Here is a 16,486-nt window from a genome sequence, read left to right as displayed (position 1 = left end):
TATTAATCCATGCTGTTATTTTGAATGCGCAATCATATGGCTATAGCTTTTTGACACAAAGCCACACCGTATTTAAATTATCGTTTTAATTCACCATACTTGATGACAGACCAAATACTGGGTGCACCTACCGTACTTAGGGTAATAACAGCCACTGGTGTACTGGCGCACCTGGCTTTGGCATCAAGCTTTCTGGGCACAATATTGATCGCTGTTGTCGCCGAGTACCTATACATGAGGTCGCATAATCAGTTCTGGCTGAATACTGCTAGGACATTCTCTGTGGTTGCCACGATATTCTTCGGTGTAGGTGCAGCCTTCGGTACGCTTGTTGAGTTCGGTCTCGTCACAATATGGAGTAACTTTATTTCGGTAATTGGCGAGGCCATAGTCCTACCGTTTTTCCTGGAATTATTTGCGTTCCTGATGGAGGTCATAATACTACCGTTATACGTGTTCACCTGGGGTAAGATAAAGAACCAGGCACTGCACTGGGTGATAGGAATTGCAGCAGCCTTCGGTGGCTATTGGAGCGCCTACAACATACTTGCTGTCATGGCCTCATTAAGCATGAGACCACCTGGTCTGGAGGTCATCAATCTCTATCAAGCCACTGGGCAGAACGTGGTTGGTCTAACGGATTACGTAGTTAAGTGGGCGAATCCTGCCGATGCCTGGAACATGTTCTGGTGGGGCGCCAACGTTTTCATATTCCATGGTATATTGGCAGCCGTAATATTTAGTTGGTCTGTTGTGACGGCTATTTACCTGTACCTATACGTACGTGATAGGAAGCCCGAGAGGTTTATGATGCTTAAGGTTCTCGTACCAACCATTGCCGTATTAACGGCAATAGAGGGGTTCGTGCTAGGGCACTTCCAGGGTGAATTAGTTACTGATTTAGATCCGCTTAAGTTGGCGGCTCTTGAGGGCATGTTCTGGAGTGGACTTAGGGTTGACCCACTAACGAGTTTCCTTGCCTATGGCACATTCAACCACGCGTTCTGGGGCTACTATAGCTGGCCAGCGTCTGTGAGACCTCCTGACCTCGTATTTGTATTCTATTGGGTGTTCATGGTAATCTTTGGATTCCTACTTGGCGTGTGGACTGGAGCATTATCGCTCTGGTACTTATTTCCAGGCTTCTTCGGTCGTTTTAATTGGGCCAGGTCGCTGGCAAACTTCTTCGAGAGGAGTGGCGCCTACCTAATACCGTTCTTCGCAGCCTTCGCGGCAATAGGAGGTTCGGTATCCGCAGAGAGTGGTAGATACCCATTCATATTGGTTCAAGCTGATCCAAACCCAAGCGGTGGACCACCAATAATCACCGGTGTCCCTGTTGGCTACGGTGGATTGCTGAATCCAACGATATCAATGCCTCTATGGCTTGCCGCCCTAGTGATTATAGTGGAGGTTGCAATGCCGGCGCTGGCTGTATTCATGGTTTACCTATATACAACAAGAAAGCCGAAGATTGAAACTAAGGTGGTTGAGTATTGAGGTGGTGGGTATGGTCTCGGCGATAGACGTGGCCGTAGGCTTAATCGCATGGGCCTTTGCGGTTCACCTGCCGTTAGTTTATACCGTACTTGGTTTAGGCTGGTTGTTGCCGACGCTTGAGTATATTGGTTATAAACGCAATAGGCAGGTCTATGTTGACCTAGCCCACAACATGGCTAGCTACTTAATTACTGTCTATGCAATAGGTGGCTTGTTCGGTACCATAATAACCGTCTTCCTGGCTGGGTTACTGCCCATATTCACGAACATAGCCGGGGCGTTATTGTGGCCAGTGTGGGGTGTTGCGATTGTGTTTGGAGTCGCCATAGCGCTACCCTTCATAGGCTTTTACTACAGGGGTTTTGGTAGGTTATCGCCTATGAGACATGTGCTGGTTGGTTATGGTATGGCCATAGCCCTAACCGTAATACCTGCAATGTTTAGGCTCGTCTTCGCCTTCATAAACTATCCGGCCGGTGTTGAGGTGTTCAAGAGTAGTACCTCGATTGTTGACTTCACCCTAGGTATTAACTGGGGCGAGGTCTTTGATAACCCAACGTACGCGCCCCTGTTCCTGGCCACGTTGTTTGGCGCCATAGCGATGACAGGCATATTGATATCATCGATATTCGGCTGGAGATATTCAGTGGATAGGAGTGACTATAGATTAACTGGTTATAGGGTTGGCAACATGGTTGGTTTAGTATTTGGTGCACTCTATGCCATATTTGCCGGTCTCTATGTGTATGAGGTTTACAACTATTCACCAACGGTTGCCTGGTCAATACTTGGTAAACCGCCTGCATATCTACCCTCAGCACTTTACTCGGTCTATGAACCAACAATAAACCTGAGCGGCATATTCTACGCAGACGTGGCGCTAGGATTGATATTACTCGTGTTGATACTGGCCTCCTTTAAGTACGTAAATAGGGCTGTTTCAGCACTAAAGCTGATTCTCGTGCTAGCCCTAATGGACAGTGCCGAGGTCATGAATGGGCTTGCCCACCTACCGTATGCAATAGTTCCTCCACTAAATGCCGTCCCTGTGCTCGTTAAGGCGTATGGTCTACAGTTCACATTGCAGGTTGCTGACACGCTCAAGGTTTCCACATTATTGACACCGCAATTGAACGCCCTGTTGCAGCTTGTGGAGGTGCAGCCGGGCTTATTATATGGCTCACTCGTGGTCTTTGCATTCTTTAATGCACTCCTGCTTTACGTAATATACGCAGCCCTATCCTGGAAGTGGTCCCCATTAAAGTCCTGATGCCCCTTACGTACCTAGGATCACGTTTAAAACCCTACCCATCATTTCCCTGATCAACCTCCTCATAGTTCCTGATATTAGGATTGACACTGCCGTGTACACCAGGAGGACGGCTATTGAGACCTCAACAACCTGCACCAGCGATATGTAGATACTTGGCATAAGCTTAATGACCCAGTAATGCCGTACCACCAGTAATAGGGCTAGGGAAACAACGAGTGGTGCCAGGTAATCCCTTAATAAATTACTGCCGCCAAAGATAGTTCTAAGGTGACCAAGCCTATTCAATCTAAATAATAACGCGGTTACATTCGCAAGCAGCGAGGATACTAGAGCGCCTAGGATGGCATAGTACGCAAAGCCTAAGTACTTGAATAGGAGTATTAGGGGCACCATTGTTGTTAGGTAGACCACCGTGAAGGCAAGCTCGGCTAAGTGGGCATAAAGCACCAAGCTGCCCAGATAAACCCCAGGCCTTATGCTTTCGCTGATGATATCTTTCTTATCTATGCCCTGCATCACATTACTAATGAATTGATTAACATTCCCCAAAACACCACTAATGACCATGAGCAATACGGGAAGGATAAGTAAGCTGAACTCACCCTCCATGCCGGGTCTAACAAGGTTTAGGTAGATTGTGGGGAATAGGGCTAGGGCTAACATGACGTAGGTGGATATGAAGAGGATGATTAGTAAGTCCCTGTAAACAATGCCAAATCTCTCCCTCTCAAGTAGTTCCCCATACGTTATGCTCACTAGAGTATTGCCGTAACCAAGGGGCTTACTGAGTATGAATAGTACATACCAAACACCCAATTGGGCATAACCAAGAAGACCTATGAATATGGCATCAAGGGCTCTGAAGGAGTTTATGGCATAACCCATGAGTGGTACCCAAGATGCGCTAACCACCTCCCTGAAGTATCTGCGTAGATTATGAACGCCCAGGTTAAATCTTAAGGTATAGATAAACGCGTAGAGTGTTGGTATGAAGACTATAACAAACGTTGACCATAGTACAGCATCAACAGACCATTTAAACAGCATAATCACTGGGATTACTACGAACTTCGTAATTGACTGTATTATCGATGAAATAACGAACCTACCCCTATCCTTAACCATTAGTACGGAATTCGTAACCGACTGAAGATAGTAGGTGACCTCAGACAACAGAGCCACCACGAGCACTAGAAATGCGTATTGTCCCATCTTAATCCAAACACCTAGGAGGTAGGCTGTGGTGAGTATCATCGTTACCAGGTAAAATATTGAGGATACACCCAACACGGACCTTATATTTACACCACCATCCCTGGCAACGAGCCTTGGATATGCGAAATTGAGGATTGCCGTTGGTAATAGCGAGAAGGCAATGGATGCATTTAAGAGCGATAATAAGCCCAAACCCACAGTGGGTATTTTCCTGGTTATCGCAATATTATACGTGAAACTACTCAAAAGTGTCAATAACGACGAAACCACAGCCATAAGCCTTACATGCCTCATCGAATTCAACAGAGATTGAGAATTCTGCATTTAAAATATTCCTCACATCATTACAGCACCTCACCATTGGTTGAGGGATTACCCTGTAATTCAATAATAACCTTATAATGGTGCGGTTGTAGGTCTTGTTAAATGGGTCTTTGGTTGATTTACGGGTCCCTGGGACTTGACCACCTAATACACGGTATACTGCCTAGTGGTGATTTTCTATTCTCCACAATATGCAATAATCCCAATAACAGTACGGGGATAAACATAAACCTAAACCCTAGCATCAGCGTTAGGGTGGCGGTCCTGTGGAGTAGAATACTAAATCTTAGTGATGATGATTCAAGGCTGCTACTTGATTCATTGCTTAGCTCTAACACACTCCTTGACGCCATAAATTACATACTGGAGACTTACGTGGATTACAATGCAGCGAAACTTTATTACTACATGAGGATCATGAGCACACTAAACATATGGAGCCCGATAAACAGGGGTTGTGTATCAATACCACTTATTGAGCCCATAAAGTCCATGGTCTCATCAGTAATACTAGCACACATGGCTAGTACAAACACCAGGGGTTCTGTCGTAATAACCACGGACTACATCGATGAGATGAAGGACGCACTACAGGAGGTTAGGGGTTTTGGCAACATATACGTGGTCACGAATAGGCTACCACGCGATCTCGGCATATTTGATGATTTAATAATAACCACAACCCACATACCCCAGGAGGTCTTCGGTAAATTAATAAGGGTTAGCAATGGATCCAGTGCTGACGTCATAATGACTAAGCTTGGCGCAGGTACAGTCAACAACAACTTTATAGAGACAAGGTCGCAGTTGGGTGATGTTGAGTTGGAGATTTTGAAGACCGTGAATGAGCTCGGGTTCACAACAATGAGTTCTTTAATAGACATGGTCTCCCAATCAATGGGTGTCACTAGGAATGATGTCATTAAGGCACTAATGAGGATCTCGAGCATGAACCTAGTTAAGGTTAGGTACCTAGCCGATGGCAGGGCGGTGATCACGCCAACACTGGCTGGGCTAAGGTTATTGATTCCTAGATAGTCTTTATTATAATAAATATAACTTATTTACTTAATTATTTATGATAGGCATCATCATAAACTTTATTTCACGTTCTTTGGTTTGTATTTGGTTCCCCGTGGGTGTGGGTTTGTGGGGCCGCTTGGGTGGGCGCGCCTACGGCGTGGTTCCTCTTCACGTCCGATCCTTTATGCCTATATTTTGTCATTCCGTAAAGTCTCATGAATTCTTCATAGCTTATTTTACCGTCATAAAATGCCAAGATCAACTCGGCCCTTAGGCGGCGGAGTGGATGGTGCATGTACTTGGCAACACGCCTAAGTAGCCTAACGGCATTTTTACCACGGAACACTAAGGCATCGGCTGTTTTGCGTAGCTCAATGCGGCCAATAATGCCGAACCTCTCGGCAATTATTTTTCTCAACACATTAAGCACCATCCTCTTTGGACAATCCTTACAAGCCGCAACCTCCACAAAAACACGCCCATAGATATATAACACCATCCCATCGCCATCGATTTCGCCGGCCATGAACATGGCTAGCTCCTCATCACTGAGACTGTTGAGTATTCGCTCGAGCTCATTGGCATTTAGCTTGACTGGCCAAGGCCACTCATTAATGCCTAGGTATATGAAGTATGATAAATTGATTGACTTAGATACGTATTTTGCCGCCGGTGCCGCTTTTTCCCACTTAATGATAAAGCTTGGCGCCTTGACCGTGTTTAACAGTGTTGAGAAGAATACGGCATCAACAGCATTCGTAGTATCTAGCTCTAACCCGACTCTCCTATTGTATTCCTCAACCGCTAAATCACTAGCCTTTAGCCCAAACCAGTACGGGTTCCTTAGGTCGCTCAGTAGCTCCAGACCATTTAGCCAAATGCACGGCTCCATGCCATATTTCCTAAACGCCTCGGTATCAACACCAACAAAGCGCCACAACCCTTCGCACATCTTAGTCTCGTTCCAACCTAACCTCCTCAGCAAATCCTCGATCTTCTTGACGACTTCGTACCTCGCTGCCCTGTCCTCCCAGTCAATGTTACACCTAACGAACCACGTATTAAGAGCTCCAGCGTTTATATGTAACGCATCCCTAACCCATCTCTTCGATACATTGAAATCCCTAAGCATCCTTAGCAACCCACACCTAAACTCATAATCACTCGCCAACCATAACTCATGAACCACATCCTTTACCTTATCCACAGTCTCTTTACCAACTGCATAGCCGTTGTGGCAGTTTGCCTTTATTAACTCCTCGATGAGTTTCATGATGCATTGTTTGTCGTTGTTTTCTAGACACTTCATTGCTTGTCTTATTAACTCCGTGCATGTTTCTATCCTCCCCGCCTGGGTGGGTTGGGGCTGGGAGGTTTCGTTGCTTGTATCTGAGACTTCCTTGCTAGTCATTGGGCCTTTGCCGACTCTCGGCGGCCCATTGATTTTGAACCCACCCTCAGCCGAGGCAGTAAGGCACCTAATTCGGTGCATTGTCAAAACACCTATGCTTGCTCAACTCATCCACAAGCATTTTGGCTACTTCACTACATAGTTTTGATTCCATGCACTTACTGTAAACGAAACTCCATAGTTGGCAATCAACTCCTCGATATGTCATGAGCCATGCTATTACGTAGTCTCCCCAACCCACACCCAATACTTATTTTATCAATAGGTTTATAAGGTACCACGAACGTGGTTAATGACAAGTTGAACCGTAAACGAGACTTCACAGGAACGAAGAGCACCAATATGCACACCATACCGGCTAAAAGCAACCACAACACAGACAAAAACCAAATACAAAGACGCATAAAGCCAGAAACAACGAAAACTACCGAGGGTCGTGCTAATATAGGCTACACAGAACGTGGGCTTATGAAAATAACAGTAGCAAAACCAGCAAAAACTTATTAAGAAAACTTAAAATCTCATCACAATCAATACGTATACAATGCCTAGGTGGTACTGGCCAATAGATGTTAAGGACGTGCCTAAAATAGTTGTTGAACCGCCTGGCCCGAAGGCTCAGGAAATAGTCAAGGCAGATGAATCCCTAGTAATGCAATCCTTTGGTCGGTGGTACCCATTGGTTATTCGGCGGGGTTATGGGCCTGTTGTTGAGGATGTTGATGGTAATCTGTATATAGACTTCAATTCAGGCATTGCTGTGATGAATGTTGGCCATAGTCACCCACGTGTTGTCGAGGCTATTAAACGGCAGGCTGAGTTATTCACTCACTACAGCATGACCGACTTTTACTATGAGTTATTGATTAGGCATGCGTCAATGCTTAGGGATATCGTGCCCATAGGTGGCGATAAGAGGGTCTTTTACACGAACTCTGGTACTGAGTCGATAGAGGGCGCGTTGAAGATAGCCAGGGGGCACTTCAGGAATCAGAGACCGTATGTAATGGCATTCCTGGGTGCATTTCACGGTAGGACGTACGGCTCAATGGCCTTAACCGCCAGTAAGCCAATACAGAGGTTTGGTTTCAACCCAATGCTGCCTAACGTGATTCATGTACCGTACCCATACCCATACAGGTGCCCGTTTGGTAGGGGCTTGAGCGAGGAGGAGTGCGGTGAGGCCGTCCTTGGTTATATCGAGGATTGGGTATTCGGTAAAATGGTTGACCCAAGTGAGGTTTCGGCGATATTCTTCGAACCAATACAGGGCGAGGGTGGTTACGTAGTTCCACCAAGAAACTTCTTCCCAGGGCTGCGTAAGTTGGCTGATAGGTACGGTATATTGCTTGTGGATGACGAGGTCCAGGCCGGTTTTGGTAGGACTGGTAGGTGGTTCGCAATTGAGCACTGGGGTGTGGAGCCGGACATAATAGCAATGGCTAAGGCAATAGCCGCAGGCTTGCCTCTAGGTGCAATTGTTGGTAGGGCAAGCGTTATGGACCTGCCAAGGGGGTCCCACGCAAACACCTTTGGTGGTAACCCGGTAGCGCTTGCCGCGGGTGTTGAGGTAATAAACATAATAGCTGAGGAGGACCTATTGACAAACGCCCAGAGGGTTGGTGAGTACATTAAGCGTAGGTTCATTGAGGAGATGGATAAGGTAGAATTGATAGGTGATGTAAGGGGTCTCGGACTCATGATAGGTGTTGAGTTAGTTAAGGATAAGAAGACCAAGGAGTATGCGGTGAAGGAGTTAGAGCGGGTGCTTTATGAGTCATTCAGAAGGGGCGTTGCGGTAATTGGGGCTGGTAAGTCTACGATAAGAATAGCACCGCCATTGAACATACCGATGGAGCTTGCGGAGAAGGCTGTGGACATAATAATAGACGTTATTAAGAGGGTTGATAGGGAACGTAAATAAGCACTAATTAGTGAGTACGTTCTTTAAAACACCTACCTCCTCCTCAATAATAATTACACACTTCACAGGGACAGCCGCCAGGATGAGTGGAGATAGGGATAAACCAAGACCATATGCCGCAATGATGAACGCCTCCTTCTCGATGGTCTTCCTGAACCCCTCACCGCAGTAGCCCGCCGCTAGTTGCCTAGGGCTCACGGTTCCACGGGTCTCGGGAGCCCAGGGTCACTGGCAAGAATAGTAGGGTTGGGTTGAAAACTAACGTCTTAGGTATCAACGGAAATAAGTGTTGCAAATGATTATGAAAACCGAAACATCTCCACGAGCCCTCGAAGACCTCAAGCCTAGGCGCGAGGTTTGGGGACACGAGTGAGTCAATCCCTGGTTTCCGATAAATGAGTAGTGGTATTAGTAACAGGGCTAGGGTTTGTAGGCTATCCCCATTATTATGATTGAAATGAGAAGGAACCACCTGATTTTAACGCCGAGACCCACGCCTCAGTGGTTATTGTCTTTTAAGGTCCTTCGGTTGAGATAGAAAGCTCCTAAGCTCATCCACGCCAAACCTGTAGCCAAAGCTATTTATTATCGAGACCAGGTAGTCCCAATCCACATAGCCCTCATCGATGTACCTCCTAAGCAACGCATCATTGCTAAGCACGGGGTCGAACTGACTGGCCAGTGCTAGGGCTATCTCCAACCTAAGGCCCCTCTGCACAACCTCGTTGAGTAAGTTGTTTACCGAGGCCGGCGTGTAGTGAGTGTAGAGGTCAGTTAGTACTTTCTCGCAGAACTGCCTAAGCGGTTTGGCACACTTACTGCTCCACCGCCTAATGGTCTTGCGATCAACGGGTGGTTTAACCTCGACCTTTACCTTACGCTGCCTCAACTTAGCAACGATCCTCTCCAGGTTGTTATCGATTTTATCCAGCTTGCTTAGATCCCTATCACTCATTGCTTCACCTCACTCTCCACCCTGACGCCCCTTCCCTCGAGCCATGCCTTGAAGGCTTCTGCGTACTCCTCGCCGATTTTATCCCTAATCAGGGCTATCCAGTCCTCGGGCTTTATCTTGTTCACGACCTCGTCGCTCTCGAACAAGACCCTGGCTAGAATAGCCTTCTCGATTATTGAGAACGACTTGACCTCCTCAATCAACGCCCTCAACCTCGGGTTACCAGCCGGAACAAGCCTATCAAGCCTAGGACCGAGAGATTGACTCTGTGCATTAGTCAATTGAGGATTATTAGCCTGCTGGCCCTGCTGTTGATTACTACCACTACCGAACCCAAGGCTCCTCAGCTTCGATATTGCGTCACCCATCGACTTAATGAGTAATGGGTTTAAAAGGGACTAGAACCCAAGGAGAGCCTTCACTTGCTTGGCTAGTTCGTTAGTCATCCTATTGAACTCCTTAACGAACTTTTCCAACGAGCCCTTGGGCTCGTAGAGTATGAAGGGCTTTAGTGTTGATGTTAGGTATTGCACGATTGAGCTTGTTGGTAGTATGAAAACCTCACCGTTGTGTGCGAATGCCCTAGCCTTAGCCTCAACGGCATCCAAGCTAGGTAGCCATTTGTTTAAAACCACGTTGACTATTGGGTTTAGTTTCAGTTGGACGTTCAACGGCCTGACTATGCTGTTGTCAAGCTCGGCTAGTACGATATCGGCGTAGTTGGCGTAGTCCATGACCAAGTTAATGATATTGGTATTAATTAACGCAGGTAGCACAACCACATCATCAATACTCGCAGGCAAGTCGATAAGGACTATCTGCGCGTTTGCGGTTCTGGAGGCAGTGATTATTAGGTTCCTAAGGGCGTTAAATGCCTGGTTTGCACTTATCGAAGAACCCCAGAGATTCCAGGACTTAATCGTGCCCGGTGGTACTACGAACACGCTTGGCACAACGTTGCTCCTAACGAGGACTTGATTCACGTCCTTGATCAAGCCAAGCATGTAATCTAGTGCGCCAGGCCTATCTGGATTAATCCCCAAAAGCCTGGAACTTGTTTGCGTCGAGTCTATGCCGAAGTCTATGAGGACCACGTTGGTCTTGAGGGTCATCGACAACGCAATGGCTTGGTTGGCGGCTATCGTGGACTTCCCAGTCCCACCCTTCCTACCGCTGAAGTGGGCAATCGCAACTACCCTGGGAACCAGCATCACCAATCACCCATCCTCCTTAAAAGGCCCCTTCTCGGGACCGAGAGCCTCATTATCTAAGTTGGACACCTCACTTGGCAACTCAAGCTTGGGTCGGTTTAAGGATTCAATGGCCTCTAGGCTTGGCTTCACAGCTAACACGGCCTCTGGGTCCCTGTAGAATGCGTAGAGTAGGGTAGCCAACTGCTCGGGTGTTGGGTTGAGCTCTAATGCTTTAGACAGGAAGTCGACCCTGTAGCGGAGTTGCCTATCGATAACGTCCTTCCCGTGATCCCTAACCAATGCATCCAGGTGCCTATCGGCGTTTATGATAGCCTTAGCGCGCCTCCTATGCACAACCCTAACAATGCCGCTCTCATCCTTAACATTCTCCTTGGCCAAACCAACCTCGACAATAACCGCCTCCTCCAGGAACCTCTCGGCCTCCCTGAACCCCTTAACCTTGAGCCTTGTTACTGCGTCCTCGTAGTCGTACGCATGGAATGTGGTTATTGTGCCATGACCAAGGGTCATTGCCTCAAGCAAAGCCCTAAACTCCTCATCACCCCTAGCCTCATTTACTAGGATTATGTCTGCGCCAGACCTCAACGCATGGTTGATTAACCTAACCTTATCAATCAACTCAATGCCCCTAGCAAACGCCCTCCTCTCAAGCATTGGCAGGACAACCCTGTGGTAGGGCAGGAATAACTCAACAACGTCCATCACCAGGGCAATCACCCTATCAACAAGCAAGAACGCAATGGCGTTCTGTAGTGTTGTTTTGCCAGCACCCATTGGTCCGACAAAGAGTATAGGGACCTTGTAGTCAGCCAGCAGCCACAGTAGTGCTGCCTGGTCTATGCTGATCACGTTGTTCCTAATGAGCTCAGTGATCAGCCTAGGACTCCTGGGCAAGACCCTAATGCTAACCCAAGGCGTTGGCCTACCAACGGGGTCCGAGGTTACGGCAATCCTAATGCGGTACTCCGGATCCACTAGGTCGGGCATTGGGTTGTGAGTGGTGATCGGTGTCTTCATCCTAATCGAGAACCTCCTGAAGAGGTAGCCTACTGGGTCGAAGTCGTTGGGCGTTACCTTCTTGACTACCTTCTTGAGACCTCTCCTAGCGATTAGCTCGTAGGGTTCCCAACCGATGATTGCCCTAATTAAACCAAGCTCCTCATGGTTCACATGAGCAACCAAGCCATCATCGAGTTTGCGTAAATAGATGTCCGTTATATCGGGCATTAGGAAGAGCGGTGTAAAGGCTCCATACCCATTCAACCACCTCTCAAAGACCTTCTTCGCTAAATCAATGTTTTCACTACTTGACTTAACATTGATTAGACCCAATGCCTTCTTGATTGCGGTCTCGAGCTTCTCCCCAGAGCCTATCCTATCGGCTATGTAATCCAGGGGCAATGCTATTAACCAGTCGGGGACGTCATCAATGACGTATGCCGTATACTCGGGCGTTTGGTAGGTTGGGTCAACGACTTGGTGAACCTCGATACTCGTCTTCAACCCGAAGTTCTCCTTGCCCTCGACCGTGTAGAACTTAACCAATCCTTGGCTAATGACTCTTGGCCTGGAAACATGCATCGATTAAGCACTAATTAATTTTTAAAGGCAAAATCAATGGAGGCCATCATCAGCTATTGTGTACTCGACCTCGGTGCCGGGCGCTAGCCCTGGAACGTCCAAAGCCCTCATGACACCCTCGGGCTTAGCCTTGCTTGGCCTTAGCATGAGCCACCTTGAATTAACTGTGTGGGCTAAAACATTGCCGCCGACTGGTAGCTTGATCTCGACGTAGCCGCTCGGCATGGTCATTACCTGGTTCGTGTAGATTGCCAGTACTCCGAACTTTATTGTTAATCGCCTGATCCAGTCGAGGATGTAGTGGAGCCTCTGCTGCCTCTCGGCAAGTTTCTCCCTACCCCTAAACTGTGCCCTATATAGGGCTGTTACACTATCGATAATGACAACACCAACGCCACCGTTGACTACCAGGTCGGCAAGCCTTATTTTCACGAAGTCCTCGAGCTCCTCAACAGTGGCTGGGTTGTAGACAACCAAGTCCCTCTCAAGGAATTCATCGTAGTTAATACCAAATCTATTGCACATATTCTCAATGAGCTTGCCATTCAAATACGCATCGAGAGTCTTCTCGGTATCGATGTAGACAATGCCAACACCGTACTGTGCAACCGATGCAACGGCTATTTGCAAAGACATTATTGTCTTACCGGCGCCAAACTCACCCGCGAACTCATACGAACTACCAAACCTCAAGCCACCAACCAACTTATCGAACTCCTCAACCCCCGTCCTCACAACCCTCTGCCTACTCAATGAATCAACCCTCTCCCTAGCCGACATAGGCCTTGGTTCGTCTTCTAGCAACTCCCTGGCAGCCATTATCACCTTCCTTGCGGTGTCTAGCTCGGAGAGGTTGAGTAGCTCCATCAACTCCTCGGCATTAAACAGCAACAGGTGCTTCAGGCTTGTTACACCAACAGCCCTAAGCCTCTCAATCATTTGGGAGCTAACACCATAGCTCCTCAAGGAATCAAGGTCATCAATTGATTGAGGCTTTTCCTCGGTCTTCATCTTCCTCGGCACTATAACCACCCCATTAAGGCTATTATGGGTGCCATGAATATTGGGATTAGACTCACTCCCAAGCCTATCGAGTGCATAGCCTTGCCGACAATTACCGAGGTTGATGCTCCCAAGGCGATGAGCATTGTGAATAGGGCGTTTGTGTTAGCCAAACCGCTGATTATTGATGCCGCACTACTTATTCCCGAGGCACTAGATACTGCACTTGATGCGAGTGCCGGTGCGTGGAGGGCTAGGAGCATTGCCACTAATGCCAGCATTAGTGCGTAGCTGACGGCAATGAATGGGCCGTAGAGGAAACCACTCCTAACAACCTGCCCAATGAAGTTCATGAAGCTATCAACAACCATGTTCACACGCTCAACAACATCCCTAGAACCCCTACTGTACGCATAATCCCAAAGCTGGACCAACTCCCTCTCGACCAGTGTCCTAGGCACAGGCGGCTTGGGGTCGTGAACCAGGAGCAACTCACCGAAGGACTTACTCACCCTACCATACATTCCTGTATAATCCCTAACGAACCTAATGAACTGGGGCATGTATAGTGCTGCGAAGCCTATGCCGAAGGTTATTATCGAGACTGCGGCAGTCATCAGGCCGGGCAGCCTAAGCAGTAACGAAGAAGCCACCAAGCCTATGCCCAACCCAGCCAAGCCGCTAATCATTGGTTTGGCGTAGTCGTATTTCACCAACTCCACTTGGTAGTAGTGAATCAGCGGTATGTAGAGTAGGTTGATTAACCCTACAATTGGCGGTGCTCCCAAAATGGTTAGGAAAGCCAACACGCCAGTCATTATCGAGAGGACAATGACGGCCGTTAAGCTCGCATTAACCCACTGGAGCCTACTACTCAACACATTGTTTAGTTTATTCAAGATAGCCATGAAGGCTACGTCAGGGTCAGTGCCCGATGCAACAAAGCTATGCGCATAGGCAAGCAACTCACGCCTATAACCACCCCTCCTCAACAACCATGGAGTGGTGACCACGTTTAGGAGCATGGATATCTTAAACCAGGACCTAGAGAGCCTAGAGGCCTCGCTTACTGCCAGGTCCGTGCCATCATCCGGTGCCTTGATTACGAATATTAAGTCGGCGATGTACTCCTTGATTGATGTCATCGGTTAATGGTGGGGTGGTTTTAAAGGGGCTATTTCCCGAGCATGGGCTTTATCTTCCTGTGGTATATGTCTATTAACTCCCTCAGGGCGTTGTAGGCCGTGTTCAGCTCCTCGGTCATCGTGTCCATCCTCTCTATCAAGTACTTCAATTCCTCCGCGAACTCCTCCATGCACTTCACCTTAGCCTCCACGTCCTTGATCCTCCTGCACTCCTTCGACGTTTGCTCAAGCCGTTCCAGCCTTGTTTCGAATAATTGGAGGTCGTTAAAGAAGCTCGTTATGTTCCTTTCCGCATCACTACTTAATTCATTTATCTCAACCACCAACTTAATCACATCATCAGGCAAGGCCATACACACTACCATAGCCAGCCCAGCATTTAAAACCATCAATGATTTAGGATTGCCGCAATAGCTCGATTATGTACCTCCTCGTCCTCGCCAGTTTCAGGCTCAGCTCCCTGACATCGCCGTCGCAGGTCAGCCTAGCCTTGATTTCCATGGGCTCGCTTGAGTAGACGACATACGTGACCCTATGCCTAGGGTTCAACCTATCGCTTGAGTCAACAACCCTGACCGACTTAACAACCCTAACCTTACCCTTCAACTCGCTGGGTATCTCCAGGTAGTAGTCCGTGCACTCTATGTTCACTACAGAGACATAGACATCGCTGTCCAATTTCCTGTAGTTTCGGTAGAGGATTACTGCTGCAATGTGGGTGCAAATCTCGCTTTTTCTGCGGAGACCCCAACTGCTCTCGAAGCATGAGCAATAATACCTACCGTCCTTGAAACGCACCACATAGGTTGGGTACCTATCACCAGGCTCCGGCAATCCCCTAACAACCCATACGTTCTCGTTGAACTCCCTAACCGTGCCTTTCATGAATCGAATAAGAGCCCTCCTAACCCAAGACCTGCTTTTGTTTGGGAACTCCTCCCTAAGCCTCTCGATGGCTAGATCAATGAGCTCCCTACTCATTGCCTCACTCAATGAAACATTGTTTGAATTAAAAGGTTGGATGAAGTTCGGGTGAGGACGGGGAAAGAGGAAAGGTGGTTTTGATTTTTGGTTTTGATTAAACGTGCTGGTTTACGATATTGGTGCCGTGTATGCACCGCTTGTTGTTACCACCTCGACCTGCGTTGGTGAGCCGCTTAGGCTACTGCAGGTTATTGATAATGTGTCCCCTGGGTTTAGGGTTATCGATAATCCACTGACCGGCAGTGAGGTTATTCCACTGTATGAATTGCCGTTTAGGTATGCGGTGCAGCTGGATGCGCTTGAGCCACTGGGCACCAGGTTTATCGCCTCAACCGTAATGGCACTAACACCCATAGCCTTTATGTTCACGACAAGCACCCCACCCAACTCCTCAGCGGTGACTGTCAAGGTGTTGCTTGCTCCTAGTGATGGCATTGCTCCGTGGAAGACGTAGAAGATTAGGAACAACCCGAGTGCTATACCAACAACAGCCACTATGGCCCACAGAATATTGAACTCACCACTCCTCGCCAAACTCCTTTTGGCGTTGGTTTGCTTAGCCTTTATTGACTTTATCCTCCCAACAAACCTTGTTAGTGGTTTGCCTGTCATCGGGAGGAAATTAGGTGGTTTTTAAGGGGTTGGTTTGTCTTGATTGGTTATGGTGTTGTGCTTAGGGCGTGCTTGATTAGGAGGCTGAAGACGCTTGCTGTTTCTCTGAGCATTGCCTCGAGTATCTCTAGGGCGTATGTGCCGGCGTTCTGTGTGAGGGTTGCGTTCCCGCTGGCAAGTCCCATGATAAATAGCACTATGTATATCCCGAGGAATATGAATAACGCCCCAAGGATCGGCCTCTTTGCGTGGGTGATGGCCTCCGAAAGGGCGGTCGATCGACCAAACGATGTCGGGTGGATTAGGTACTCTATGATGTAGGC

At 47.8% G+C, this 16,486-nt stretch carries 17 protein-coding genes and 1 pseudogene; 4 read left to right on the top strand and 14 right to left on the bottom strand.

Annotation, left to right across the window (positions count from 1 at the left end; all coding sequences use genetic code 11):
* Nucleotides 1-102 precede the first annotated feature (102 nt).
* Nucleotides 103-1,500, top strand: coding sequence for a cytochrome ubiquinol oxidase subunit I (locus tag B7L70_RS05025; RefSeq protein WP_081226796.1), 1,398 nt, complete (start codon nt 103-105; stop codon nt 1,498-1,500).
* Complete coding sequence (locus B7L70_RS05020; RefSeq protein WP_238376112.1) at nt 1,490-2,770, top strand: cytochrome ubiquinol oxidase subunit I; 1,281 nt, start codon at nt 1,490-1,492, stop codon at nt 2,768-2,770. Before B7L70_RS05025 ends, B7L70_RS05020 begins: the two co-directional genes overlap by 11 nt.
* A gap of 6 nt (nt 2,771-2,776) precedes the next feature.
* On the opposite strand, the gene B7L70_RS05015 is transcribed toward B7L70_RS05020, so the two are convergent.
* A complete protein-coding gene (locus tag B7L70_RS05015) occupies nt 2,777-4,282 on the bottom strand; it encodes a hypothetical protein (protein WP_081226795.1) in 1,506 nt (501 codons plus the stop codon).
* Between the two features lie 132 nt (nt 4,283-4,414).
* Between B7L70_RS05015 and B7L70_RS05010 the strand changes: the two genes are divergently transcribed.
* On the top strand, nt 4,415-5,350 hold the full coding sequence (locus B7L70_RS05010) for a hypothetical protein (protein ID WP_081226794.1): 936 nt from the start codon (nt 4,415-4,417) through the stop codon (nt 5,348-5,350).
* Nucleotides 5,351-5,417: 67 nt separating this feature from the next.
* Here the strand turns inward: B7L70_RS05010 and B7L70_RS05005 are convergent, their stop codons facing one another.
* Both B7L70_RS05005 and B7L70_RS13325 read right to left on the bottom strand, forming a co-directional pair.
* Entirely contained in the window at nt 5,418-6,827 is a 1,410-nt protein-coding gene (locus B7L70_RS05005; protein ID WP_143701542.1) for an LAGLIDADG family homing endonuclease, read from the bottom strand.
* Nucleotides 6,814-6,987, bottom strand: a complete 174-nt coding sequence (locus B7L70_RS13325) for a hypothetical protein (protein ID WP_162009105.1) — start codon at nt 6,985-6,987, stop codon at nt 6,814-6,816. The genes B7L70_RS05005 and B7L70_RS13325 overlap by 14 nt, the downstream gene beginning before the upstream one ends.
* 303 nt (nt 6,988-7,290) lie before the next feature.
* Here B7L70_RS13325 and B7L70_RS04995 point away from each other — a divergent pair, with 303 nt between their 5' ends.
* Nucleotides 7,291-8,670 (top strand): acetyl ornithine aminotransferase family protein, encoded by a 1,380-nt coding sequence (locus B7L70_RS04995; protein ID WP_081226791.1) that lies wholly within the window; start codon nt 7,291-7,293, stop codon nt 8,668-8,670.
* 3 nt (nt 8,671-8,673) lie between these two features.
* Here B7L70_RS04995 and B7L70_RS13320 read toward each other — a convergent pair whose 3' ends face one another.
* The 11 genes and pseudogenes from B7L70_RS13320 to B7L70_RS13315 all read right to left on the bottom strand — a co-directional run.
* Complete coding sequence (locus B7L70_RS13320; RefSeq protein ID WP_081226790.1) at nt 8,674-8,868, bottom strand: hypothetical protein; 195 nt, start codon at nt 8,866-8,868, stop codon at nt 8,674-8,676.
* A gap of 307 nt (nt 8,869-9,175) precedes the next feature.
* Entirely contained in the window at nt 9,176-9,625 is a 450-nt protein-coding gene (locus B7L70_RS04985) for a hypothetical protein (RefSeq protein ID WP_081226789.1), read from the bottom strand.
* The gene (locus B7L70_RS04980; protein ID WP_081226788.1) at nt 9,622-9,993 is read right to left on the bottom strand and encodes a hypothetical protein; all 372 of its coding nucleotides are present in this window, start codon (nt 9,991-9,993) and stop codon (nt 9,622-9,624) included. The genes B7L70_RS04985 and B7L70_RS04980 overlap by 4 nt, the downstream gene beginning before the upstream one ends.
* Nucleotides 9,994-10,023: 30 nt before the next feature.
* Entirely contained in the window at nt 10,024-10,836 is an 813-nt protein-coding gene (locus B7L70_RS04975) for a ParA family protein (RefSeq protein WP_081226787.1), read from the bottom strand.
* Nucleotides 10,837-10,842: 6 nt separating this feature from the next.
* Nucleotides 10,843-12,420, bottom strand: coding sequence for an ATPase, T2SS/T4P/T4SS family (locus B7L70_RS04970; protein WP_081226786.1), 1,578 nt, complete (start codon nt 12,418-12,420; stop codon nt 10,843-10,845).
* A gap of 33 nt (nt 12,421-12,453) precedes the next feature.
* Nucleotides 12,454-13,443, bottom strand: a complete 990-nt coding sequence (locus B7L70_RS04965) for an ATPase domain-containing protein (protein WP_238376111.1) — start codon at nt 13,441-13,443, stop codon at nt 12,454-12,456.
* Entirely contained in the window at nt 13,443-14,567 is a 1,125-nt protein-coding gene (locus tag B7L70_RS04960; RefSeq protein WP_081226785.1) for a hypothetical protein, read from the bottom strand. Before B7L70_RS04960 ends, B7L70_RS04965 begins: the two co-directional genes overlap by 1 nt.
* 29 nt (nt 14,568-14,596) lie before the next feature.
* Nucleotides 14,597-14,920 (bottom strand): hypothetical protein, encoded by a 324-nt coding sequence (locus B7L70_RS04955; protein WP_081226784.1) that lies wholly within the window; start codon nt 14,918-14,920, stop codon nt 14,597-14,599.
* A gap of 43 nt (nt 14,921-14,963) precedes the next feature.
* Nucleotides 14,964-15,548, bottom strand: coding sequence for a hypothetical protein (locus tag B7L70_RS04950; protein WP_081226783.1), 585 nt, complete (start codon nt 15,546-15,548; stop codon nt 14,964-14,966).
* 111 nt (nt 15,549-15,659) lie between these two features.
* A complete protein-coding gene (locus tag B7L70_RS04945) occupies nt 15,660-16,163 on the bottom strand; it encodes a hypothetical protein (protein WP_081226782.1) in 504 nt (167 codons plus the stop codon).
* A 47-nt stretch (nt 16,164-16,210) separates the two neighbouring features.
* Nucleotides 16,211-16,486 (bottom strand): annotated as a pseudogene (locus tag B7L70_RS13315) (hypothetical protein); the annotation flags it as partial.

This window comes from Vulcanisaeta sp. EB80 (assembly GCF_002078205.2).
The sequence above is the reverse complement of the archived record's forward strand: the minus strand, read 5'-3'. Positions and strand labels throughout refer to the sequence as shown.

What these genes read in the sequence shown, in the direction of transcription:
- B7L70_RS04950 (WP_081226783.1), bottom strand. Translation starts at nt 15,548, where the DNA reads ATGAGTAGGGAGCTCATTGATCTAGCCATCGAGAGGCTTAGGGAGGAG.
- B7L70_RS04970 (WP_081226786.1), bottom strand. Translation starts at nt 12,420, where the DNA reads ATGCATGTTTCCAGGCCAAGAGTCATTAGCCAAGGATTGGTTAAGTTC.
- B7L70_RS05025 (WP_081226796.1), top strand. Translation starts at nt 103, where the DNA reads ATGACAGACCAAATACTGGGTGCACCTACCGTACTTAGGGTAATAACA.
- B7L70_RS05015 (WP_081226795.1), bottom strand. Translation starts at nt 4,282, where the DNA reads ATGAGGCATGTAAGGCTTATGGCTGTGGTTTCGTCGTTATTGACACTT.
- B7L70_RS04955 (WP_081226784.1), bottom strand. Translation starts at nt 14,920, where the DNA reads ATGGCCTTGCCTGATGATGTGATTAAGTTGGTGGTTGAGATAAATGAA.
- B7L70_RS04945 (WP_081226782.1), bottom strand. Translation starts at nt 16,163, where the DNA reads ATGACAGGCAAACCACTAACAAGGTTTGTTGGGAGGATAAAGTCAATA.
- B7L70_RS04995 (WP_081226791.1), top strand. Translation starts at nt 7,291, where the DNA reads ATGCCTAGGTGGTACTGGCCAATAGATGTTAAGGACGTGCCTAAAATA.
- B7L70_RS05005 (WP_143701542.1), bottom strand. Translation starts at nt 6,827, where the DNA reads ATGCACCGAATTAGGTGCCTTACTGCCTCGGCTGAGGGTGGGTTCAAA.
- B7L70_RS04960 (WP_081226785.1), bottom strand. Translation starts at nt 14,567, where the DNA reads ATGACATCAATCAAGGAGTACATCGCCGACTTAATATTCGTAATCAAG.
- B7L70_RS04980 (WP_081226788.1), bottom strand. Translation starts at nt 9,993, where the DNA reads ATGGGTGACGCAATATCGAAGCTGAGGAGCCTTGGGTTCGGTAGTGGT.
- B7L70_RS05010 (WP_081226794.1), top strand. Translation starts at nt 4,415, where the DNA reads ATGGGTCTTTGGTTGATTTACGGGTCCCTGGGACTTGACCACCTAATA.
- B7L70_RS04975 (WP_081226787.1), bottom strand. Translation starts at nt 10,836, where the DNA reads ATGCTGGTTCCCAGGGTAGTTGCGATTGCCCACTTCAGCGGTAGGAAG.
- B7L70_RS04985 (WP_081226789.1), bottom strand. Translation starts at nt 9,625, where the DNA reads ATGAGTGATAGGGATCTAAGCAAGCTGGATAAAATCGATAACAACCTG.